Below are 20,597 nucleotides of genomic sequence, written 5' to 3'. Positions count from 1 at the left end.
ACAGAGCGAGGCCCGCAGGATCCTGCGGGCCTCTTCTGATAAAGAGCAAAAGCGAGAAAAAGGAGGTTCCTGTATGCAAGCGCTTACCTCGATCAAGCGGGTGATCGACAAGATCATGGAGGTCATGTGTATTGTGATCCTGGGGATCATGACCGTCCTCGTGGTCTACCAGGTCATCACCCGGAAGATCTTCAACGCCCCCAGCGCCTACTCTGAGGCCATTTCCCAGTACCTCTTTGTGTGGATGATCATGTATGGCTCGGCCTACGTGTTCGGCCTGAAGGAGCATCTGGACATCACCGTGTTCAAAGACAAGATGAAGGGCAAGGCCCTGCTGGTGGTGGAGATCCTCACCAACATCTGCCTGGTGCTCTTCGCCGCCGTGGTGCTCGGCTATGGCGGCTTCTTGATCGCCGGTCAGCAGATGACCACCACCGACGCCGCCCTGGGCATCCCCATGGGCGTGATCTACTCCGCCATCCCCATCTCCGGCGTCTTTACCCTGTTCTATGCCGTCTATAACTGCTTCCTGGCCGTTGACAATTATAAAAAGGGCAGCACCGGCAGCCAGGACGCCAAGAGCGTTGTGTAAGGGAGGTAACTGACTTATGGATCAAGCAATGCTTGCCGCCCTTATCATGGTGGTCGTCATCGTCATCACCCTGATGCTGGGCTTCCCCATCGGCCTTTCCATCGGCCTGGGCGCTTCCGCCGCCATTATGGTCATTTTGCCCTTTGGCAATGCGATGACCACGGCCGCCAAACGGTGCTTTACCGGCGCCAACTCCTTCTCCCTGCTGGCCATCCCCTTCTTCGTGCTGGCAGGAAACCTGATGAATACAGGCGGTATCGCAAAACGGCTCATCGGCTGCGCCAAGATCGTGGCCCATAAGCTCCCCGGCGCCCTGGCCCAGACCAACATCGTGGCCAACATGCTCTTCGGCGCCATTTCCGGCTCCGGCGTGGCCGCCGCCTCCGCCATGGGCGGCATCCTGGGCCCCATGGAGGACGAGGAGGGCTACTCCCATGAGTTCTCCGCCGCCGTCAATATCGCCTCCGGCCCCACCGGCATGATGATCCCCCCCAGCAACATCATGATCGTCTACGCCACCGTGGCCAACGGCGTATCCATCGCCGCCCTCTTTATGGCCGGTTATGTCCCCGGCATCCTCTGGGGCATCGGCTGTATGATCGTGGCCGGCGTCATGGCCCATAAGCGGGGCTATGTCTCCACCGAGAAGTACGACGTGAAGAAGACCCTGAAGGCTCTGTGGGAGGGCATTCCCAGCCTGCTGATGATCGTCATCGTCATCGGCGGTATCCTCAGAGGCTGGTTCACCGCCACCGAGGGCTCCGCCATCGCCGTGGCCTACTCCCTGATCCTGGGCTTCATCTACCGGAACATCAAGGTCAAGGATCTGCCTGGTATCCTGCTGTCCACCGTGAAGACCACCGCCGTCATCGAATTTTTGGTGTGCGTTTCTTCCATCATGAGCTGGGTCATGTCCTTCGCCAAGATCCCCCAGCTCATCTCCAGCGCCATGCTGGGCGTCAGCTCCAGCCCCATCGTGCTGCTCATCATCATGAACGTGGTGCTGCTCATCGTGGGCACCTTCATGGATCCCACCCCCGCCGTGCTCATCTTCACCCCCATCTTCCTGCCCATCGTTCAGTCCTTCGGGATGCACCCCGTCCACTTCGGCCTGATGATGGTCATGAACCTGTGCGTGGGCACCCTGACGCCTCCCGTGGGCGCCATCCTCTTCGCCGGCTGCCGCATCGCCAACGTGAAGATCGAGCAGGTCATCAAGATGCTGCTGCCCTACTTCGGCGTGGTGCTGGTGAGCCTGCTGCTGGTCACCTACATCCCCTTCCTGTCCATGGCCATCCCCAACGCCCTGGGCCTGGTGAGCCTGCCCGCCGGCTTCAATATGTTCTTTGTGGGCTGAATTTCGTCCAACTTCCTCCTAAAATGATATTTGCCTGATGAAAGGACTTATTCCAATGGAAAATCCGAAAATCATCATCTGTGACTGCGACCATAAGGACGTGGAGACCGAAAAGGCTGTCTTTGACGCCGCCGGTATGGATTTTAAGTGGCTCCACTGCACTACCCAGGAGGCGGTCATCGAGCAGTGCCAGGGCGCGGTGTGCTTCCTCAACCAGTACACCCGCATGGATAAGAAGATCTTTGAGGCCATCCCCACCCTGAAGTTCATCGTACGCTACGGCGTGGGCGTGGACAATGTGAACCTGGCCGACGCCACCGAGTACGGCGTGCAGGTGTGCAATGTGCCCGACTACGGCACCAACGAGGTGGCCGACCAGGCCCTTGGCCTGATGCTCTCGCTGACCCGCAAAGTCCACATGATCGGCAACATGACCAAGGCCGGGGTGTGGAACTATATCGAGGCCGTGCCCGTCCACCGCCTGTCCACTCGCACCGTGGGCCTCATCGGCGCCGGGCGCATCGGCCAGGCCTTCGCCCACCGTGTGTACGCCCTGGGCTGCAAGGTCATCGCCTACGACGCCGCCTACGGCAAGCCCGGCTTCCAGGCCCCTGATTACATCGAGTTCAAAAAGAGCGCGGATGAGGTGCTCGCCCAAGCGGACATCCTCTCCCTCCACTGCGGTCTCAGCCCTGAGACCAAGGGGATGATGAACGACGCCGCCTTCGCCAAGATGAAGGAGGGCGCCTACTTCCTCAATGTGGCCCGGGGCGGTTTGGTGGACGAGGAAGCCCTGGAGCGGGCCCTGTCCTCCGGGAAGCTGGCCGGCGCAGGCATCGACGTGGTGTGCGCCGAGCCCCTGAGCAAGGACAGCCCCCTCTTTCAGCACGAGAATGTGGTGGTCACCCCCCATATGGGCTGGTACTCCGAGGAGTCCGCCGTGGAGCTCAACCGCAAGTGCGCCGAGGAGACCGTGCGCTTTTTGAAGGGTGAGCCGGTGCACTATCCGGTGAACACCCCGAAAAAGTGATCTGACAAAAATAGTTTGGAGGCATGTTTTCCATGCAGGCTATCGTTTATGAAGGCCCCAACAAGCTTGCGGTGAAGGATCTCCCCAAGCCGGAACTGAAAGAGGGCTATGCCATGGTGAAGGTGTCCCACGCGGGCATCTGCGGCACCGATCTGCATATTTACGAGGGGCTCCACCCCCGTGCCAAGGCCCCTCTGGTCATGGGCCATGAGTTCTCCGGCACGCTGGAGTCCGACAATGTTCCCGGTGTGCCCAAGGGCAGCCGGGTCACCGTCTATCCCCTGCTCTCCTGCGGCCACTGCACCCCCTGCAGGGAGGGCAACGGCCACGTGTGCAACACGCTGGGACTGCTGGGCATCGACTGCGACGGCGGCTTCGCCGAGTACGTGGCCGTGCCGGTGGACAGCGTCATCCCCCTGCCCGACAACATCTCCTTTAAGTTGGGCGCCTTCGTGGAACCCGCCGCCGTAGCCGTCCACGCCCTGCGGGAGCAGGGCTACACCCCCGGCGACAACGCGGTGGTCTTCGGCTGCGGCACCATCGGCATGGTGGTGGCCCTGACCCTGCGGGTGTTCGGCTGCCAGGATCTGGTGATGATGGAGACCGACCCCGCCCGGGCTCAGATGGCCCGGGACATGGGCTTTGAGGTGCAGGATCCCACCAAGGTGGGCCCCATGGGCGAGTATTGCAAGTCCCGCACCGGTGGCGACGGCTACGATTGGGTCTTCGACTGCGCCGGCGTTCAGCCTGTGGCCAGCGTACTGCTGGACGCGGTGAAGGTGAAGGGCCATGTCTTTGTGGTGGCCTCCTACGCCAAGCCCGCCAGCATGCCCTTCTTCCAGGGCATGGCCAAGGAGTGCGACATCCTCTTCACCCGGGTCTACCGGAAGAAGGACTTCGCCCTGGCCACCAAGATCGTGGGCGCCGATCCCAACTACGAGAGGGTCATCACCCACGTGCTGCCCGCCGGGGAGGCCCAGAAGGGCTTTGACCTCTGCACCACCAAGGGAACCGGCGCGGTGAAGGTCATGTTCCGGTTTGACTGAGGAGGGCATGGAAATGACAAATCTGTTTGATCTGACCGGCAAGCGGGCCCTGGTCACCGGCGGCGGCCGGGGCCTGGGCCTGGGCATGGCCGAAGGACTTGCCGAGGCCGGAGCCAAGGTGGTCATCCTGGGCTCCAGCGACGCGGTGATGAAGGCGGCTGAGAGCCTCCGCACCAAGGGCCTGGACGTCACCGGGCTCCAGGGCGACCTGTCCGACCGGGACGGCATCCCCAACCTCTTTGACAAGGCCGTCTCCCTGCTGGGCGGCGGCATCGACATTCTGCTCAATAACGCCGGCGTCCAGCGCCGCAACCACTGCGAAGACTTTACCCTGGAGGACTGGGACACCGTCATCGGGGTGAATCTCAACGCCGTGTTTGTCCTGTGCCAGCTGGCGGGGCGGAAAATGCTGGAGCAGGGGGGAGGCAAGATCATCAATCTGGCCTCCATGCTCTCCTTCTTCGGCGGCTTCACCGTCCCCGCTTACGCCGCCAGCAAGGGCGGCGTGGCCCAGCTGACCAAGGCCCTCAGCAACGAGTGGGCGGGCCATAACATCCAGGTCAACGCCATTGCTCCCGGGTACATGGCCACCGAGATGAATACCGCCCTCATCAACGACGAGGGCCGCAACAAGGAGATTCTGGGCCGCATCCCCGCCCACCGCTGGGGCGCCCCGGAGGACATGAAGGGCCTGGCCATCTTCCTGGCCAGCGCCGCTTCCGACTATGTCACCGGCGCCGTCATTCCCGTGGACGGCGGCTACCTGGCCAAATAAGAAGACCACTACGCAGAAGGGAGTTTTACCAATGGACGTAAAAGAACTGGGCTTTGAACTGGCCCATATCGGCATCAATCAGACCGACACCGCCGAGGGCAAGGCCACGGCGGAGCTGCTGTGCAGCCTGTTTGGCTTTGCCTGCCGGGAGACCGAGGGCAGCTACTTTGTGGGCAAGGATGAGTTTGAGGTGATGAAGAGCCCCTTCCTGGGCGAGCTGGGTCACATCGCCATCCGCACCACCAACACGGAGAAGGCCATGGCCTACCTGAAGGAGAAGGGCATCGAGTTCGATATGTCCACTGCCAATAAAGGCCCCGGCGGTGAGATCCGGGTCATCTATTTCGCCAAGGACATCGCCGGCTTCCGCATCCATCTGACCCAGAAGGGCTGAGGGGGAGCAGATATGGACATTCGCTATTCCACTGGCCCCAAGGATATGCAGCGCTATACCACCGAGGAGCTGCGCGACGAGTTTTTGATCCAGAACCTCTATCAGCCTGACGCCGTCCAGGCGGTCTACTCCCATGTGGACCGTATGGTGGTGTTGGGCATCCTGCCCGTTTCCAAGGCGGTGAGCATCGACCAGGGCATCGACGTGTGGGCCAACTTCGGCACCCACTACTTCCTGGAGCGCCGGGAGGCCGGGGTGTTCAACCTGGGCGGCGCGGGCTCCATCGTGGCCGACGGGGTGAAGTATGACCTGGGCTTCCAGGATTGCCTCTATATCTCCATGGGCACCAAGGAGGTCACCTTTGAGAGCAAGGACGGGAAGGATCCCGCCCGGTTCTATCTGGTCTCCGCCCCCGCCCACAAACCCTGCAAGACCACCTTTATCTCCATCAAGGACGCCAACAAGCGCCCCTGCGGCAGCGAGGAGACCTGCAACAAGCGGGTCATTAACCAGTTTATCCACCCCGATGTGCTGGAGACCTGCCAGCTGTGCATGGGCCTGACCCAGCTGGCCCCCGGCAGCGTCTGGAACTCCATGCCCTGCCACACCCACGAGCGGCGCATGGAGATCTATACCTATTTTAACCTGCCCAAGGACAATGTGGTCATGCACTTCATGGGCCAGCCCCAGCAGACCCGCCACCTGGTGATGCAGAACTTCGATGCGGTGATCTCTCCCTCCTGGTCGATCCACTGCGGCTGCGGCACCAGCAACTATACCTTTATCTGGGCCATGGGCGGCGAGAACAAGGAGTTCGACGATATGGACAACATTGCCGTGCCCGACCTGCGGTGAGAGAGGAGTATGTATCATGATTTCTGAAAAGAGCTTCCGCCTGGACGGCAAGGCGGCCCTCATCACCGGCGCCAGCTACGGCATCGGCTTTGCCATCGCCTCCGCCTACGCCAATGTGGGCGCCACCATCGTCTTTAACGACATCAACCAGGAGCTGGTGGATAAGGGCATGGCCGCCTACAAGGAGGCGGGCATCGCCGCCCACGGCTATGTCTGCGACGTCACCGATGAGAAGGCCGTCCAGGCCCTCATTGCCCAGATCGAGAAGGACGTGGGCAGCGTGGACATCCTGGTCAACAACGCCGGCATCATCCGCCGTATCCCCATGCTGGACATGTCCGCCGACGAGTTCCGCAAGGTCATCGACGTGGATCTCAACGCCCCCTTTATCGTCTCCAAGGCGGTCATCCCCGGCATGCTGAAAAAGGGCAAGGGCAAGATCATCAACATCTGCTCCATGATGAGCGAGCTGGGCCGGGAGACCGTCTCCGCCTACGCTGCCGCCAAGGGCGGCCTGAAGATGCTCACCCGGAACATCTGCTCGGAGTACGGCGAGGCCAACATCCAGTGCAACGGCATCGGCCCGGGCTACATCGCCACTCCCCAGACCGCTCCCCTCCGGGAGCGGCAGAGCGACGGCTCCCGTCACCCCTTCGACCAGTTTATCATCGCCAAGACCCCGGCCGCCCGCTGGGGCACCACTGAGGATCTGATGGGCCCGGCCGTGTTCCTAGCCAGCGAGGCCAGCGACTTCGTCAACGGCCACATCCTCTACGTGGACGGCGGCATCCTGGCCTATATCGGCAAGCAGCCGTAAGGAGGGGAGGAAAATGACCGGAAAACGCGTATTGACGGTGGGCGAGCCCATGGGCCTGTTCATCGCTCAGGAGGAGGCCAAGCTGGAGAAGGTCAAGCACTTCTCCACCTCCGTAGCGGGGGCTGAGTTCAACGTGGCTGTGGGTCTGACCCGGCTGGGCCACACCGTGGGCTACCTGACCAAGGTGGGAGAGGATCCCTTTGGCCGGCAGATCATCAACTGTATGAATGAAAACGGCATCGACACCTCCCTGACCCAGATCGACCCCCACCACCGCACCGGCTTTATGCTGAAAAGCAAGACCAGCCAGGGCGACCCGGATATCTATTACTTCCGGGCGGGCTCCGCCGCCTCCACCATTTCGGTGGAGGATGTGAAGGGCGTGGATCTCACCAAGTGGGACGCCATCCATTTAAGCGGCATCCTTCCCGCCACCTCCGAGACCGCCCTGGCCACTACCTATTACCTGATGGATGCGGCCGGTCAGGCGGGCATCCCCATCTTCTTTGACCCCAACCTGCGGCCTCAGCTGTGGAGCAGTAAGGAGAAGATGGTGGAGGAGATCAACAAGATGTGCGCCCTGGCGGACTACGTCCTGCCCGGGGAGAACGAGGGCCTCACCCTCTGCGGGAGCAAGGATCCCAAGGTCATCGGGGAGTTTTATCTGAACCTGGGGGCCAAGACCGTGGTGGTGAAGACCGGCGCCGACGGCGCCGAGACCTTCACCCGGGAAGGCTCCTTCAAGACTGCCGCCTATCCCCCCAAGGAGATCGTGGACACCGTGGGCGCCGGGGACGGCTTTGCCGCCGGCCTGGAAAGCGCCCTGATGGAGGGCCTCTCCCTGGAGCAGGCTGTCCAGCGGGCGGGGGCCATCGGCACCATCCAGATCATGCACGTCAGTGATAACGAGGGCCTTCCCACCCGTTCTGAGCTGGAGAAGTTCATGGCGGAGAACAAGCAGAAGGCGTAAGGAAAGGGAGAGATATCCATGGATATGGAGCAGATCCTTTATAAGGTCGGTATCGTCCCCGTCATTAAAATGGACAAGGCGGAGCACGCCGTGCCTCTGGCCAAGGCCCTGATGAACGGCGGTCTGCCCGCCGCGGAGATCACCTTCCGTTCTGAGGCTGCCGCCGGCTCCATTGAGGCCATCGCCAGGGAGGTGCCCGGCATGTTCGTCTGCGCCGGCACCGTCCTCACCCCTGAGACCGCCCAGGAGGCCGTCCGGGCCGGAGCCAAGGCCATCATCAGCCCGGGCCTGAACCTGGACACCGTCCGCTGGTGCAACAAGCACACCATCCCCGTCATCCCCGGCACGGCCACCCCCTCCGAGGTGGAGGCGGCCATGCGGGAGGGGCTGAAGATGGTCAAGCTCTTTCCCGCCGAGGTGGTGGGGGGCGTGGGGATGCTCAAAGCCCTCTCCGGGCCCTACGCCGGGATGAAGTTCATGCCCACCGGCGGGGTGAAGCCGGGCAACGCCAAGGACTACCTGTCCCTGAAGAACGTGGTGGCCTGCGGCGGCACCTGGATCGTGCCCATGGAGTTTCTGGAGGCGGAGAAATTCGACGAGATCGAAAAGCTGGCCCGGGAGGCCGCCGACCTGCGCGACTCCGTTCGAGGCTGAAAACAAAGCGTGAAAAAAGCCGCCGTGATTCCGGTGTGGAATCACGGTGGCTCTCTTTTTCCCCTATTTCAGACCCTTCACTGTCAGCATGGAGGAGGGTCGGAAGATGTGGAGCAACGGTTTTAAGTCCTTCTCCTTGAGCTTGATACAGTTTTCCGACAGGATGCACACGTCCATCCAGAAGAGGTACAAGGCCACTTGGAAGGAATCCCCCAGAAAAGCGGGGGTAAACTCCGCCTGGATGAGGTGGATGGGCAACTTGTTCTTTTTCCAGCCGGTGAAGCAGTGCTCCACCCGCTGCCCGCCATAGACCACCCGCAGCGGGGGAGGCAGGCCGGGAAGGGAGGCGGCGAAGATCTCCTTGCCCGCGGGATCCACAGTGGGCTCCGGGGCGTCGGGATCCCAGGTGAGCTGGGAATCCTTGATGCCCACCTCCCCGTCGCCGTTCATCTTCAGCTCCCGCGGAAGAAAGACCCGCCGCTCTTTCAGCCTGCCGTCCCGCTGGAACCAGTCCCACAGCTTGTCCCGGTCGAACTGGAAGAGGATCTGCGTATCATAGAAGCTGTGGGGCAGGGAATAGACCGCCTCAGGCCGCTGGACAGGGTAGAGCTCGGGGGCGCGGGCGGCGGCGCGCAGGATCCGCTTCCACTCGTTGCGCCACTCGTTGGCGAAGGAAAAGCCCTTGAGGAAGGGGGCGTCGAAATGCTTCGATTGGGCGATGTAGAGAGCCTCGTAGTCCATGATGCTCGCTCCTTTTTCGGCCGTTTGTGCGGAAAAGCTGTCAAAGCTTGCGGCTTCGTCCGGTTGGCATTATAATAGAGGAAAAGGGTTTAGTTCTCCCCCATAAAGGGTCTGAAGATCCGCTCCAGAAAAAGGCTGGCCCCCAGCGCCGCCAGACAGGGCAGACAGAAGATGGCGATGAGGGGGAAGTCATAGAAGAGGATAAACGCCGCCGTCAGCAGAAGACCCAGCCCCACCGTGGAGGGAAGATGCGCCATGGCCAGGCGCAGGCAGTTGCCCAGCAGCCGGCCGAAGCCCAGCTCGAACCGGGACAGGGCGGGCAGGACATAGCCCATGGCCCCGATGAAGACCAGGGCCAGCACCCAGAAAAAGAAATAGATCCCATACCAAAGCCCCCGCTCCAGGGCATGAAGATAGAGAAAGTGGTGGAGACGGTAGAGGCCCCAGACGGCGGCGGCCGTCAGCAGCCCCGCCGGAAGACCCGCCTTCAAGCTCCCCTTAAAGGTGCTGAAAAACCGGGCGTAGGGCCCGCTCTGGCCGCCGCGGACACACCGGGCCGCCGCGTCGTAAAGTGCGGCGGTGGCGGCGCCCAGGGTGACAATGGGCAGGGAGCACACCACCCACAAAAGACTGAGACAGACCACGTCCACCAGCTTTCCAAAGGGGAGGAAAAAGGGGTTGTCGGCGCTGAAAAAGTTTCCGAACACCGGGAAAGACCTCCTTTTTTGCTTGGATCAGTTTTTGTTATCATATCACACTTCCCCTTCGCTGTCCATGCCCGGCCTCAACCTGAATTGAGAGGAGAAATGCCCATGAAACGCCGGATGACCGCCCTGCTGCTTCTGCTCTGCCTGCTGGTATCCTGCGCCCCGGCCCAGCAGGCCCCCTCCTATACCCTGGACGAGCTGCCCGCCTATGCCGGGGAGCCCTATGTGATCCTGGAGGAGAATACCCCCAGCTTCCCCGATGGGGACAAGACCTCCACTGCCTTTGAGCGGTACAGCCAGCTGGACTACTTCGGCCGGTGCGGCGCGGCCTATGCCAACGTGGGGCCGGAGACCATGCCCACGGAAGAGCGGGGCTCCATCGGCCAGGTGAAGCCCTCGGGCTGGCAGACGGTGAAGTACGACTGCGTGGACGGCAAATATCTCTATAACCGCTGCCACCTCATCGGCTGGCAGCTCACCGGAGAGAACGCCAACGAACTCAATCTCATCACCGGCACCCGGTATATGAATGTGGACGGGATGCTCCCTTTTGAAGGTCAGGTGGCGGACTATGTGAAGGAGACCGGCAACCATGTGCTCTACCGGGTCACCCCCATCTACCACGACATGGATCTAGTGGCCTCCGGCGTGGAGATGGAGGCCCTGTCGGTGGAGGATGGAGGGGAGGGAGTCTGCTTCCACGTGTTCGTCTATAACGTCCAGCCCGGGGTGGAGATCGACTACACCACCGGGGAGAGCGCCCTGGAGGGAGAGGCGCCTGCGAAGGCCGGCCCCGGTCCCGGCGGGGCCATCCCCACTGACGGGCCCGATGAGGAGGGGGAATACGTGCTCAATATAAAAAGCAAGAAATTCCACCTTCCCAACTGCTCGGGGGTGGCCTCCATGAGCGAAGGTAACCGCCAGGACTACAGCGGTTCCCGCGCCGCCCTGCTGGAGATGGGTTACGAGCCCTGCGGCCAGTGTAAGCCATAAGGGAGGACGATCCCGAAAAAGGCCGCCGAAATTTCGGCGGCCTTTTTTGCAACATTTTGCCCCTCTCAAGCGTCATATGAGCAGAAGGAGGTGAGACCATGGCCCACACATCCAACCGGCCGGTGGAATGGGCGAAGCTGATCGAGGAGAACGAAAACCGGCTGTACCGGGCCGCTCTGGCCATTCTGGGCGATCCCCAGGAGGCGGAGGACGCGGTGCAGGACGCCTTTGTAAAATATCTGGAAAAAGCCCCGGCAGACCTGGAAAACCCCGCCGCCTGGCTCATGCGGGTGCTGGTCAACGGCTGCAAAAGCCGCCTGCGCCTTTCCTGGCGGCAGGTGGTGGAGCTGCCCGAGACCCTTCCGGCCCCGGAGCCGCGGGAGCGGGAGGAGCTGGAGGAGCTGTGGCAGCTGCCCCCGGAGGAGCGGTGTGCCATTCACCTCTTTTACTACGAGGGCTGGTCTACCCGTGAGATCGCCGCCATCACCGGCGTGGCGGAGGGGACGGTGCGCTCCCGGCTCTCCCGGGCCAGGGAACGGCTGCGCGCTCTGCTGGGGGACAGGAAGGAGTGAACGGGATGGAATACTATGAGACTTATATGGCCCGGCAGGAGGTCTCCCCGGATCTCCACGCCCGGCTTCTGGCGCTGGAGGCGCCAAAGCAGAAGAAAAAAGGAGGTATTTATATGAAATTCGGCGCTCTGGCGGCCTGTGCCGCCCTGATCTTCGGCCTGGGCAGCGGCTGGTGGCACACCAGCCCCCCGGCGGCGACCTCACCGGTGGCGGTGAGCGACGGGAGTGGGCCGGAGGACATCCTGGCCGTTGAGCCCACTTTGGCGCCCGATGAAAGTACTACCGACCCGGCGGCGACCCCCAAGGACGGCTTCCTCATCCACAGCCCCACCGAGGAGCGGCTCAACTTCTACGCCATGCCTGCCCTGAACTTTCAGGAGGGGATGAACGAGGTGGCCGCCTCCATTGCCCTGCCCGACGGCAGCTTTTTCGTGGAGCTGACCCTGGCCGATCTCCAGAAGATCTTCTGGGGCCCCCAGGGCAAGCCGGCCGACCTGGATCCCGACACCGACCTGCCCTGGGTGCTGGGCTGGGACGGCTACACCGTCCGGGCCGGCGCCACCTACGACGGAACGGGCGGGCTCTGGATGCTCACGGTTTACGGTTCCAAGGGACTGGACACCTTCGAACTCCAGGTCTCCCCTGGCCGCCTGCCTCCCCAGTGTCTGGTCGACCCGGACGGGGAGAGCGTGGACGTGAACGGGGTGGAGGTCACCTCCTATTACCATGTCTACGACCGCAACGGGGACGGCCTCACCGACTACGTGTGCACCAGCGAGTTTATGGTGGACGGCTATGGCTACCGCTTCCGCAGCGCCCACAGCGACGCCGGGGAGGGGGAGGAAAAGGCCGCTGAGAGGGCCAAGTTCTTCCACGCCTGCTTTGTCATGCGCGCCGCCCAGTGGACGGACAGCAGGTGCTATTTCGACCACATTGCCCACAATGACAATATCCCTGTCTGGGAGGAAGCCTCCTTCGACACTCTGGCCCAGGCCCGGGAACGGGCCGACTTTGCCCCCTACCTGCCCCAGACCGCCCCGGTGAACTGGAGCGAGTTCTATGGCCGGCTCAGCTACCAGAAGGAAAACTACAACTACCTCTTCGTCCGCTGGAGCAAGGGGTACGACAACGTGGAGATCGACGTCCACCTTCCCGAGGGGGACAGCGCCGACTACTACCACGATCAATTGGTGGACGTGAGCGTGCCCGAGAGCTACGACTGGCGGCTCTATGACGGCCCCATCTCGGACACCGTCCCCGAGGAGTACCGGATGGCCTTCTACAAGCCCGCCTTCCGGGTAGAGGATATGTCCCTGGAGGTGGTGAAGGCCCGGATGAACGACCACGACACCGGCGGAGAGATCTGCCACTTCTATGTGCTCCACGACAACGGCACAGTGGTGGGCTACGACTGCTCCGGCATCAGCGCCCAGCAGGTTTGGGCCCTGGTGGAGGCCACCCTGGGATAAGAGGAAAAGAAAAGCCGCGAGCGGGTTTATCGCTCGCGGCCTTTCTTTTGTTGAGAGGAAAGGTTCTATGGCGCTAAAATCAGCGACCATATTACGCAATGACTATGAACAGGTGGCCAAGCGCTCCAAAGAGAGGCGCAAAAATCGCAAGTGTCCATACACTTACCTTGCTTGCCGCCAATTACGTGGTCAGAAGTCTGTTTTTTTCACCCCAATCGCACATTTCATCTAAAAGAGGCATGAGAGACTTCCCGCGTTCCGTTAAACTATACTCAACCTTGGGTGGAATTTGGGGATATTCCTCCCTATGTACCAGTTGATCTGCTTCTAGTTCTTTTAGCGTGGAGCTCAGTGTCTTATAAGAAATACTCCCAATATATTTTTTCATCTCATTGAAACGAACGACCTTAAATTCCATCAAGGTATAAAGGATTATCATTTTGTATTTCCCACTGATTAAAGACAGGGTGTAGCTAAAACCAGTATCATTGAGACACTCTTGCGAAATACAGCGTTCATTCATAGTACGCTTTCCTCCGGGTTAGTATTGCACTTATATGTGCGTACTTGATTTTGCTTTAATTCTTGCTAAAATAATACTATCGGGTGCGGAGAAAGTCAAGCCCGCAAAATCAGGAGGTGCTTTGCATGAGCAAAAAAATTGTTGTTGTTACCGGCAGTCCTCGAAAGAAAGGCAATAGCTTTGCTATGACCGAGGCATTTGTTCAAGCGGCAGAAGCCAAAGGACACACTATTACCCGTTTTGACGCTGCGCTGAAAAATGTGGGGGGCTGCCGGGCTTGCGAGACTTGCTTTAGGACAGGAAAAGCCTGCTCCTTTGATGATGATTTTAATACGATTGCTCCCGCTATTTTGGAGGCCGATGCTGTGGTTTTCTCTATGCCTGTGTATTGGTATTCCATCCCTGCGCAAATTAAAGGGGTCGTTGACCGCCTGTTCTCTTTTGTAGTAGGTGGAAAAGATATTGCAGGGAAAGAGTGTGCAGTGATCGCCTGTTGTGAAGAAGATGATATGTCCGTCTTTGACGGTGTGCGCGTCCCCATAGAACGCTCTGCCGCACTAATGAAATGGAAGATGGTTGGAGAGGTTCTTGTTCCGGGCGTCCTGAATATCGGTGACATTGAAAAGACAGACGGCTGTAAACAAGCGGCTGCTCTGGCGGAGAAATTTTAAGGGGGAAGAATACCATGTCCAAGAAGATTGTCATTCTCAATGGTAGTCCCCGCAGAAATGGTAATACCTCCGCGCTGGTCAAAGCGTTCACCGAGGGTGCGGAGAGTGCCGGCCATACTGTAACCGAGTTTTTCCTGGACAGTATGAATATCCACGGCTGTAAGGGGTGCTTTGGTGGACACAGCAGCAAAGAGTGTCCCTGCGTTCAGCGGGACGACATGAATAAAATTTATCCTGTGGTGCGGGAGTGCGATGTGATTGTGCTTGCCAGTCCCCTTCTCGGCCATCCCATCCTTAGAGAATTTTTCGACACCGAGACGGAAAGGCCCATGAGCTTATGGATGCGGCAAAGGGGCTAAGTGAAGAGCGGTTAGATAGCTTGATCGCAATCGCGAAGGGTCTGAAAAGATAGAAAAGTGGAGCTGCCGGCCCGAAGAGGGTCGACAGCTCCACTTTTTTGACAACACACGGTTTTGCCGTTTGCCCGAAGGCGGTGGCTCAGCCCAGCAGCCCCGGTACCAGCTTGGAGAGCTTCTCGGCCAACTGGGCGTGGCCCTTCCGGGTCAGGTGCATAAAGTCGACCTGGTTGAACTCACACCCGGCCTCGTCGGCGCAGAGGAAGGCGCAGCCCGTCTCCTGGGCCACCCGGCGGTATTCTCCGGGCAGCTTCCTGGATTTTTCCACACAGGAGGGCCCCATGGTACCCATCTCGTCGGCCGCGGGGGAGGTGAGCACTCCCTCGCCGATGGCGGGGGGCGCGACAATGAGGATGTTGGGCTTGCCGCCGCTCCAGCACTCCACCGTCTGGGCCTTCTGCACCAGCCGCTTCATTCCCAGGCCGATGGCATAGGCGTTCATGCCGAAGCGCTCTTTGGCGTCGTTGGTGCCCAGCATGATGATGAGAAGACTCACCGGCTCGTGGCTTTTCAGACAGGGCCAGATGTAGTCCAGGGCGGCCAGGTGCTCGTAGAGGGGATCGTCAAAGACGGTGGTACGGCCGCTGAGGCCCTCCTCGATGACCAGGTACTCTTCTCCCAGGGCCTTTTGGAGCAGTTGGGTCCACCGCTCCTCCTCGTTGAACCGCTGAAGAGCGCTGTCGGCGCAGTCGGCGGGATCGGCGCAGTAGCCATGGGTATTGGAGTCGCCCAGGCAGACGATATGTTTTTTCATTTATTTGACCTCCGGCAGAGAGGCGGCCGCCACGCTCTGACCCACCCGGCGGGACTTTTCGTCGGGCAGGGCTACATTGATCTGCCCCGCGATCTCGGGGTACTCATCGGCCAGCACCCGCTTGGCTTCGGCCAGGATGATGTCGCCTCCCCGGCCGGACATGACCCGGCCCAGGAGCAGCACGTGCCGGAAGCCGTACCAGGTGTGGTAGAGGGCCAGGGAGTGACCCAGATATACGCCGATGGAGCGGTAGATGGCCTCGGCGGGGGAGCCCTCAGTCTCCATGAGCTTCTGAACGGCCTTCAGCTTCTCGGCGGGGGAGAGGTTCTCATCCAGTGTGATGCCGGCGGCGGGGGCCAGCTTGATAACGGCGTCCTGAGAGAAGTACTTCACGCCGCAGCCGATGTCGCCGCTCCACTCGTCCCGCATGGCCGCGGGAGAGGCGTCCACCGGGACGAAGGCCAGCTCATTGAGCCAGCCGGTGATGCGGCCCTCGCTGTCCACATAGCCCACCGCCTCGCTGGTGCCCATGGCGATGCCCAGCACGTTGTTCTCCCCCAGGTTCATGGCCCCCGCCAGGGCGGAGACGTCGCCGTCGTTGCACACGGCGTAGGGGACGTCTCCAAAGGTGTCGGTGATGGCCCGGATATAGATGTCCTTGACCTTGGCGTCGAAGTCGGCCTTGGGCACCTGGAGGAAGAGGGAGGCGTTCATGGTGCGGTTATTGATGTACACGCCGGCGGAAGAGACGCCTACCGCGTCCACCCGGGGCATGTGCCCGGCGGCGGACTTGAGCGCGGCGACGATACCGTCATAATGGTAGTCCGGGTCGGAGTTGGTTTTGGGGAACCAGACCACCTCCTCGGAGAACACCGGCTCGCCGTCAATGACAGCGGAGACCTTCCGGTCGCTGCCGCCGGCGTCGAAGCCGATGCGGCAGCCTTCCAGGTGGCGGCCGATGGCCTTGGGGTCGCCCTTTTCCTGGGGGACGGCCTCGCAATGAACCACCTCAAAGGGGTGCTCGAAGACGTTGGCCATATAGTCGAAGTCGAAAAACTGCTCTCCGCCCTTGGCGTAGATGCCCCGAAGCTTCTCACACAGGGCGCGGTCGGTGAGATAGACCTTGAAGCCGCCGTAGAGCCACAGCATAGTCTTGACGATCCGCTCTACGTAGTAAAGATCGGCCTGGGCCATATCGGCGGTGGCGTGGATCTTGGTGCGGAAGACGGCCACCTGGCCGCCGGAGCGCTCCACGGCAATGTCAAGAGGCTGCTTTGCCCCGGCCAGGAAGGCCCGGTCAAATTGGAGCAGGGGAATAAATCCTCTATCCAGCTCGGGGACGTTTTTCACGTTGACCTGAATGCCAAGATGCTGCATGGTGGGATTCCTCCTTCTTTTTGGTGGAACGGGGCATAACATGATCCTACCCTATAGGCTACCAGCTTTTTTTCATCTGTCAAGCAAATTTTCAGCTTTTTGAAAATTATTTTCTTGACGGGGGGGCTCTCTGCGGGTATGATATGGGCATAAGGGTAGCAAAATCCCCAAAAAGCCAATGTGGAAAGGTGGAATTTTTATGGACAAGGCCCGACTGCAAAGCCATCAGAAGTGGATCCAGGAGGAACTGGAGCGCTGTGTGGGCTTTTGGCTGGAGCACGGCATGGACAGGGAGAACGGCGGCGTATATACCTGCCTGGACAGGAAGGGGGAGATCTACTCCACCGACAAGAGCGTCTGGATGCAGGGCCGGTGCGGCTGGATCTTCGCCTGGCTGTGCCATCTCTATGGCGCCAAGGCGGAGTGGCTGGCCGCCTCCAAGAGCTGCCTGGACTTTATGGAGGCCCACTGCATCAACGAGAAGGCCGGGGGACGGATGTACTTCACCGTCACCGCCCAAGGTGAGCCCCTGCGCCAGCGCCGGTATTATTTTTCCGAGGCGTTCTATGCCCTGGCCAATGCGGAGTATTATGGAGTGACCGGAGAGGCGGCCTGTCTGGAGCGGGCGAGAAGGGCCTATGACCTCTATTGGGATTTGGCCCATGGAAAGCCCGACCCCACCGGCCTGGGCCCCAAGACCATCCCGGAGACCCGTACCGGCCGGGCCTTCGGCACCCCCATGATCATCCTCAACGTCACCTCTACCCTCCTGCGGGTGGATCCCCAGCGGGCGGCCCTCTATGAGGAGCGGGCGAACCAGTGCGTGGACGAGATCTTTAAGTACCACGTGAAGCCGGAACTGAAGTGCCTGCTGGAGAATGTGGACGTGGACGGCAACCCCCGGCTCTACTACACCGAGGGGCGCACGGTGAACCCCGGCCACGACATCGAGGGGGTCTGGTTCCTGCTGGAGCACGCCAAGCGCACCGGCAACGACGCCCTGGTGGGCAAGGCGGCCCAGATCTTCGACTGGGCCATTGAGGCCGGCTGGGACAAGGAGTACGGAGGACTGCTCTACTTTATCGACTGCCTGGGCAAGCCCCCGGAGGCCTATGAGCACGACATGAAGCTCTGGTGGCCCCACAACGAGATCCTGATCGCCTCCCTCATGCTCTATCGGGACACCGGGGAGGAGAAGTACCTCCAGTGGTTTGAGAAGACCCTGGATTACTGCAAGGCGCATTTTGCCGACCCCGAGTACGGCGAGTGGTACGGCTACCTCCGCCGGGACGGCAAGCCCACCATGCCTTCCACCAAGGGCTCCACCTTCAAAGGCCCCTTCCATCTGCCCAGGGCGCTCACCATGTGTGACAAGATGCTGGATGAGCTCATTTCCCGCGCGTAAGGGAGGGTCTATGTCGTTTGGCAGTGTGTTTGACAAGATCAACCATGAATACTACCAGCTCACCGCCTCGGAAAAAAAGATCGCCGACTATGTGACCGCCCACCGCCGGGAGAGCCAGTTCATGTCCATCTCCGAGCTGGCCCAGGCCGCGGAGGTGGCGGAGGCCACGGTGTCCCGCTTCTGCCGCAGGCTGGGCTACAAGAGCTATAACGCCTTCAAGCTGGCGGTGGCCAACTCCACTGCCGCCATCCAGGCCGGCAGCGCCAACCCCCTGTCGGGAGAGGTGCTGCCGGAGGACAGCGTGGAGGATATGTGCCGGAAGATCTGCGCCGCCGATGTGGAGGCGGTGAACCAGACCCTGGGGCTCATCCGTCCGGAGAACATCGTAAAGGCCGCCGACCTTCTGCTGTCGGCTCGGCGGGTTTTGTGCATGGGCCAGGGCGGCTCCATGCTCCTGGCCCAGGAGGCCGCCCATCTCTTCGCCACCGCCATGCCCAATTTTTATGCCGTCGCGGATTCCCACACCCAGGCCATCCGAACGGCACTGCTCACACAGGAGGATCTGATCTTTTACTTCTCTTACTCCGGCGCCACCCGGGATCTGCTGGAGATATTGAAGATCGCCAGACAGCGGGGCGTGAAGTGCATCCTGGTCACCCGTTACCCCAAATCCCCCGGCGCGGAGCTGGCCGATGTGGTGCTGGAGTGCGGCTCCAATGAGGGCCCCCTCCAGCTGGGCTCCGTGGCCGCCCGCATGGCGCAGCTCTACCTGGTGGATGTGCTCTTCAGCGAGGTCAGCCGCCGGGATATGGAGACCATTCGCGCCCGGAGAAAGCAGGTGGCGGAAGCGCTGGGCGAAAAACACCTGTGAGAGGGAACTGTCGTGGGGAACGAAAGAAATTTCAAAAAAAGCGGTTCATAAAAATTATTTTCAAACCCTATTGACAAACCAATGGAAGAATTGTACAATTTATACAACGACCTTGGAAAACTCAGGTCAAAAACCATCAAAAATGAGGAGGACAACACCATGAAAAGAAGCAAGCTCGTCTCTTTGCTGCTGGCTGGCTCCATGCTCCTGGGCCTGGCCGCCTGTGGCGGCGGCTCCGCCACCACTCCCGCCCCCGAGGAGTCCAAGGCGGCTGAGCCCGCCCAGTCTCAGGCCGCTGAGCCCGCCGGTGCGGAGAGCATCACCCTGTGGACTTACCCCATCGGCAACTGGGGCAAGGAGGCTGAGGTGAAGGCTCTCACCGACGCCTTCACCGCCGAGACCGGCATCGCTGTCACCGTGGAGTACCTGGCCTACGCTGACGGCGACGACAAGGTCAACTCCGCCCTCTCTGCCGGCAACGCCCCCGACCTTATCATGGAAGGCCCCGAGCGTCTGGTGGCCAACTGGGGCGCCAACGGCCACATGGTGGCGCTGAACGACCTGGTGGACGACACCGACAAGAAGGAGATCAACGCCGCCGCTATGGCCGCCTGCACCGACACCGACGGCTCTATCTATGAGTATCCCCTGGTCATGACCGCCCACTGCATGGCTGTCAACCTGGACGCCTTCAAGGCCGCCGGCGCTGACCAGTACTTAGATCTGGAGACCCACACCTGGACTACCGAGGACTTCTTCAAGGCTGTTGACGCCCTCTACGCCCACTTCGGCCAGACCGTCGGCGCTGTATACTGCGCCGGTCAGGGCGGTGACCAGGGCACCCGGGCCCTGGTCAATAACCTCTACGGCGGCACCTTTACCAATGCCGAGCACACTGCCTACACCTGGGACGATCCCAAGAACGTCCAGGCCCTTGAGAAGCTGCGCGACACCAATGGTATCGAGTACGACGCCTCCCTGGCCGGCGGCGACGAGATCGCCAAGTTCTATCAGGGCGCGCTGAAGATGGCCTTCTGCTGGAACATTGCCCAGCAGCTCGATCCCAACGCGGCCGGCACCGGCGCTGGCAAGACTGTCTCCGGCGAGGAGATCGCCTTCATGGCCTTCCCCTCTGAGGACGGCAACGCCAAGCTGCAGGGCGGTATCTGGGGCTTCGGTATCTTTGACAACGGCAACGATGCCAAGATCGCCGCTGCCAAGCAGTTCATTAAGTACATGTGCGACAGCGAGCACACCGCTGACGCCGTGAAGACCGCCAACTACTTCGCCGTGCGCAACACCGCCGAGGGCGCCGACCTGTCCAACATCTGGGCCGACAACGCCATCATGGCCGAGTACAACGTCCTGATGCCTCTGCTGGGCGACTACTACCAGGTCACCACCAACTGGGCCCAGGCCCGTACCTCCTGGTGGACCATGCTCCAGAAGGTGGGCGAGGGCGCCGACGTCTCTGAGGTCGTTGCCCAGTACGCCGCGGAGGCCATCGGCGGCTAAACCAAATAGACCGCTGAACGAGCCTGAAATTTGAAGGGTTAGCGCGCCCCCCCCCCCCCCCCCCGCGCTCATCCCAAGCCCAGCAATACCAGT

The 20,597-nt window shown here is 61.0% G+C and carries 23 protein-coding genes; 18 read left to right on the top strand and 5 right to left on the bottom strand.

What is annotated here, in order from left to right; all coding sequences use genetic code 11:
- Positions 1 to 73: 73 nt before the first annotated feature.
- From NFR87_RS09385 to NFR87_RS09340, 10 genes are read left to right on the top strand one after another with little or no spacing between them, the layout of a single operon-like run.
- Positions 74 to 592 (top strand): TRAP transporter small permease, encoded by a 519-nt coding sequence (locus tag NFR87_RS09385; RefSeq protein WP_251449109.1) that lies wholly within the window; start codon positions 74 to 76, stop codon positions 590 to 592.
- A 16-nt stretch (positions 593 to 608) separates the two neighbouring features.
- Entirely contained in the window at positions 609 to 1,949 is a 1,341-nt protein-coding gene (locus tag NFR87_RS09380; protein ID WP_251449108.1) for a TRAP transporter large permease, read from the top strand.
- Between the two features lie 55 nt (positions 1,950 to 2,004).
- Positions 2,005 to 2,979 carry a C-terminal binding protein gene (locus tag NFR87_RS09375; protein ID WP_251449107.1) on the top strand — a complete coding sequence of 325 codons (975 nt, stop codon included), beginning with the start codon at positions 2,005 to 2,007 and terminating at the stop codon, positions 2,977 to 2,979.
- Positions 2,980 to 3,011: 32 nt separating this feature from the next.
- Positions 3,012 to 4,025, top strand: a complete 1,014-nt coding sequence (locus NFR87_RS09370; protein WP_251449106.1) for a zinc-dependent alcohol dehydrogenase — start codon at positions 3,012 to 3,014, stop codon at positions 4,023 to 4,025.
- Between the two features lie 13 nt (positions 4,026 to 4,038).
- Complete coding sequence (locus NFR87_RS09365; RefSeq protein ID WP_251449105.1) at positions 4,039 to 4,800, top strand: SDR family NAD(P)-dependent oxidoreductase; 762 nt, start codon at positions 4,039 to 4,041, stop codon at positions 4,798 to 4,800.
- 31 nt (positions 4,801 to 4,831) lie between these two features.
- Complete coding sequence (locus NFR87_RS09360; RefSeq protein WP_251449104.1) at positions 4,832 to 5,194, top strand: VOC family protein; 363 nt, start codon at positions 4,832 to 4,834, stop codon at positions 5,192 to 5,194.
- Positions 5,195 to 5,206: 12 nt separating this feature from the next.
- Positions 5,207 to 6,049, top strand: a complete 843-nt coding sequence (gene kduI / locus NFR87_RS09355; protein ID WP_251449103.1) for a 5-dehydro-4-deoxy-D-glucuronate isomerase — start codon at positions 5,207 to 5,209, stop codon at positions 6,047 to 6,049.
- Between the two features lie 16 nt (positions 6,050 to 6,065).
- Positions 6,066 to 6,866: a gluconate 5-dehydrogenase gene (locus tag NFR87_RS09350; protein ID WP_251449102.1), complete on the top strand. Its 801-nt coding sequence runs from the start codon at positions 6,066 to 6,068 to the stop codon at positions 6,864 to 6,866.
- Positions 6,867 to 6,879: 13 nt separating this feature from the next.
- The gene (locus NFR87_RS09345; RefSeq protein ID WP_251449101.1) at positions 6,880 to 7,836 is read left to right on the top strand and encodes a sugar kinase; all 957 of its coding nucleotides are present in this window, start codon (positions 6,880 to 6,882) and stop codon (positions 7,834 to 7,836) included.
- An 18-nt stretch (positions 7,837 to 7,854) separates the two neighbouring features.
- Complete coding sequence (locus NFR87_RS09340) at positions 7,855 to 8,490, top strand: bifunctional 4-hydroxy-2-oxoglutarate aldolase/2-dehydro-3-deoxy-phosphogluconate aldolase (RefSeq protein WP_251449100.1); 636 nt, start codon at positions 7,855 to 7,857, stop codon at positions 8,488 to 8,490.
- Between the two features lie 63 nt (positions 8,491 to 8,553).
- On the opposite strand, the gene NFR87_RS09335 is transcribed toward NFR87_RS09340, so the two are convergent.
- Positions 8,554 to 9,231, bottom strand: coding sequence for a hypothetical protein (locus tag NFR87_RS09335; RefSeq protein ID WP_251449099.1), 678 nt, complete (start codon positions 9,229 to 9,231; stop codon positions 8,554 to 8,556).
- An 89-nt stretch (positions 9,232 to 9,320) separates the two neighbouring features.
- Complete coding sequence (locus tag NFR87_RS09330) at positions 9,321 to 9,938, bottom strand: DUF624 domain-containing protein (protein ID WP_251449098.1); 618 nt, start codon at positions 9,936 to 9,938, stop codon at positions 9,321 to 9,323.
- 105 nt (positions 9,939 to 10,043) lie between these two features.
- Between NFR87_RS09330 and NFR87_RS09325 the strand changes: the two genes are divergently transcribed.
- The 3 genes from NFR87_RS09325 to NFR87_RS09315 all read left to right on the top strand — a co-directional run bounded on the left by NFR87_RS09325 (position 10,044) and on the right by NFR87_RS09315 (position 12,972).
- Complete coding sequence (locus tag NFR87_RS09325) at positions 10,044 to 10,931, top strand: DNA/RNA non-specific endonuclease (RefSeq protein ID WP_251449097.1); 888 nt, start codon at positions 10,044 to 10,046, stop codon at positions 10,929 to 10,931.
- A 98-nt stretch (positions 10,932 to 11,029) separates the two neighbouring features.
- Positions 11,030 to 11,503, top strand: a complete 474-nt coding sequence (locus NFR87_RS09320) for an RNA polymerase sigma factor (protein ID WP_251449096.1) — start codon at positions 11,030 to 11,032, stop codon at positions 11,501 to 11,503.
- A 5-nt stretch (positions 11,504 to 11,508) separates the two neighbouring features.
- Positions 11,509 to 12,972 (top strand): hypothetical protein, encoded by a 1,464-nt coding sequence (locus tag NFR87_RS09315; RefSeq protein ID WP_251449095.1) that lies wholly within the window; start codon positions 11,509 to 11,511, stop codon positions 12,970 to 12,972.
- Positions 12,973 to 13,153: 181 nt separating this feature from the next.
- Here the strand turns inward: NFR87_RS09315 and NFR87_RS09310 are convergent, their stop codons facing one another.
- Positions 13,154 to 13,495, bottom strand: coding sequence for a winged helix-turn-helix transcriptional regulator (locus NFR87_RS09310; RefSeq protein WP_251449094.1), 342 nt, complete (start codon positions 13,493 to 13,495; stop codon positions 13,154 to 13,156).
- A gap of 125 nt (positions 13,496 to 13,620) precedes the next feature.
- Between NFR87_RS09310 and NFR87_RS09305 the strand changes: the two genes are divergently transcribed.
- Positions 13,621 to 14,166 carry a flavodoxin family protein gene (locus NFR87_RS09305; RefSeq protein ID WP_251449093.1) on the top strand — a complete coding sequence of 182 codons (546 nt, stop codon included), beginning with the start codon at positions 13,621 to 13,623 and terminating at the stop codon, positions 14,164 to 14,166.
- 14 nt (positions 14,167 to 14,180) lie between these two features.
- On the top strand, positions 14,181 to 14,525 hold the full coding sequence (locus NFR87_RS09300) for a flavodoxin family protein (RefSeq protein WP_251449092.1): 345 nt from the start codon (positions 14,181 to 14,183) through the stop codon (positions 14,523 to 14,525).
- A 139-nt stretch (positions 14,526 to 14,664) separates the two neighbouring features.
- On the opposite strand, the gene NFR87_RS09295 is transcribed toward NFR87_RS09300, so the two are convergent.
- Positions 14,665 to 15,336 (bottom strand): GDSL-type esterase/lipase family protein, encoded by a 672-nt coding sequence (locus NFR87_RS09295; protein ID WP_251449091.1) that lies wholly within the window; start codon positions 15,334 to 15,336, stop codon positions 14,665 to 14,667.
- The gene (locus NFR87_RS09290) at positions 15,337 to 16,713 is read right to left on the bottom strand and encodes an ROK family protein (RefSeq protein WP_251449090.1); all 1,377 of its coding nucleotides are present in this window, start codon (positions 16,711 to 16,713) and stop codon (positions 15,337 to 15,339) included.
- Between the two features lie 199 nt (positions 16,714 to 16,912).
- Here NFR87_RS09290 and NFR87_RS09285 point away from each other — a divergent pair, with 199 nt between their 5' ends.
- The 3 genes from NFR87_RS09285 to NFR87_RS09275 all read left to right on the top strand — a co-directional run bounded on the left by NFR87_RS09285 (position 16,913) and on the right by NFR87_RS09275 (position 20,504).
- Complete coding sequence (locus tag NFR87_RS09285) at positions 16,913 to 18,118, top strand: AGE family epimerase/isomerase (RefSeq protein ID WP_251449089.1); 1,206 nt, start codon at positions 16,913 to 16,915, stop codon at positions 18,116 to 18,118.
- Between the two features lie 10 nt (positions 18,119 to 18,128).
- Positions 18,129 to 18,989 carry a MurR/RpiR family transcriptional regulator gene (locus NFR87_RS09280; RefSeq protein ID WP_251449088.1) on the top strand — a complete coding sequence of 287 codons (861 nt, stop codon included), beginning with the start codon at positions 18,129 to 18,131 and terminating at the stop codon, positions 18,987 to 18,989.
- Between the two features lie 159 nt (positions 18,990 to 19,148).
- Positions 19,149 to 20,504, top strand: coding sequence for an ABC transporter substrate-binding protein (locus NFR87_RS09275; RefSeq protein ID WP_251449087.1), 1,356 nt, complete (start codon positions 19,149 to 19,151; stop codon positions 20,502 to 20,504).
- The last annotated feature ends 93 nt before the right edge of the window (positions 20,505 to 20,597 follow it).

Origin of the sequence: Vermiculatibacterium agrestimuris, from assembly GCF_943193085.1 — a bacterium.
In the GTDB taxonomy this organism is placed as follows: Bacteria; Bacillota; Clostridia; order Oscillospirales; family Oscillospiraceae; genus Vermiculatibacterium; species Vermiculatibacterium agrestimuris.
This window is presented reverse-complemented; position numbering and strand designations above follow the sequence as displayed.

Excerpts from the sequence above, each read along its gene's own strand:
- NFR87_RS09385 (WP_251449109.1), top strand. The coding sequence starts at position 74 with ATGCAAGCGCTTACCTCGATCAAGCGGGTGATCGACAAGATCATGGAG.
- NFR87_RS09380 (WP_251449108.1), top strand. The coding sequence starts at position 609 with ATGGATCAAGCAATGCTTGCCGCCCTTATCATGGTGGTCGTCATCGTC.
- NFR87_RS09375 (WP_251449107.1), top strand. The coding sequence starts at position 2,005 with ATGGAAAATCCGAAAATCATCATCTGTGACTGCGACCATAAGGACGTG.
- NFR87_RS09370 (WP_251449106.1), top strand. The coding sequence starts at position 3,012 with ATGCAGGCTATCGTTTATGAAGGCCCCAACAAGCTTGCGGTGAAGGAT.
- NFR87_RS09365 (WP_251449105.1), top strand. The coding sequence starts at position 4,039 with ATGACAAATCTGTTTGATCTGACCGGCAAGCGGGCCCTGGTCACCGGC.
- NFR87_RS09360 (WP_251449104.1), top strand. The coding sequence starts at position 4,832 with ATGGACGTAAAAGAACTGGGCTTTGAACTGGCCCATATCGGCATCAAT.
- kduI (WP_251449103.1), top strand. The coding sequence starts at position 5,207 with ATGGACATTCGCTATTCCACTGGCCCCAAGGATATGCAGCGCTATACC.
- NFR87_RS09350 (WP_251449102.1), top strand. The coding sequence starts at position 6,066 with ATGATTTCTGAAAAGAGCTTCCGCCTGGACGGCAAGGCGGCCCTCATC.
- NFR87_RS09345 (WP_251449101.1), top strand. The coding sequence starts at position 6,880 with ATGACCGGAAAACGCGTATTGACGGTGGGCGAGCCCATGGGCCTGTTC.
- NFR87_RS09340 (WP_251449100.1), top strand. The coding sequence starts at position 7,855 with ATGGATATGGAGCAGATCCTTTATAAGGTCGGTATCGTCCCCGTCATT.
- NFR87_RS09335 (WP_251449099.1), bottom strand. The coding sequence starts at position 9,231 with ATGGACTACGAGGCTCTCTACATCGCCCAATCGAAGCATTTCGACGCC.
- NFR87_RS09325 (WP_251449097.1), top strand. The coding sequence starts at position 10,044 with ATGAAACGCCGGATGACCGCCCTGCTGCTTCTGCTCTGCCTGCTGGTA.
- NFR87_RS09320 (WP_251449096.1), top strand. The coding sequence starts at position 11,030 with ATGGCCCACACATCCAACCGGCCGGTGGAATGGGCGAAGCTGATCGAG.
- NFR87_RS09315 (WP_251449095.1), top strand. The coding sequence starts at position 11,509 with ATGGAATACTATGAGACTTATATGGCCCGGCAGGAGGTCTCCCCGGAT.
- NFR87_RS09310 (WP_251449094.1), bottom strand. The coding sequence starts at position 13,495 with ATGAATGAACGCTGTATTTCGCAAGAGTGTCTCAATGATACTGGTTTT.
- NFR87_RS09305 (WP_251449093.1), top strand. The coding sequence starts at position 13,621 with ATGAGCAAAAAAATTGTTGTTGTTACCGGCAGTCCTCGAAAGAAAGGC.
- NFR87_RS09300 (WP_251449092.1), top strand. The coding sequence starts at position 14,181 with ATGTCCAAGAAGATTGTCATTCTCAATGGTAGTCCCCGCAGAAATGGT.
- NFR87_RS09295 (WP_251449091.1), bottom strand. The coding sequence starts at position 15,336 with ATGAAAAAACATATCGTCTGCCTGGGCGACTCCAATACCCATGGCTAC.
- NFR87_RS09290 (WP_251449090.1), bottom strand. The coding sequence starts at position 16,713 with ATGCAGCATCTTGGCATTCAGGTCAACGTGAAAAACGTCCCCGAGCTG.
- NFR87_RS09285 (WP_251449089.1), top strand. The coding sequence starts at position 16,913 with ATGGACAAGGCCCGACTGCAAAGCCATCAGAAGTGGATCCAGGAGGAA.
- NFR87_RS09280 (WP_251449088.1), top strand. The coding sequence starts at position 18,129 with ATGTCGTTTGGCAGTGTGTTTGACAAGATCAACCATGAATACTACCAG.
- NFR87_RS09275 (WP_251449087.1), top strand. The coding sequence starts at position 19,149 with ATGAAAAGAAGCAAGCTCGTCTCTTTGCTGCTGGCTGGCTCCATGCTC.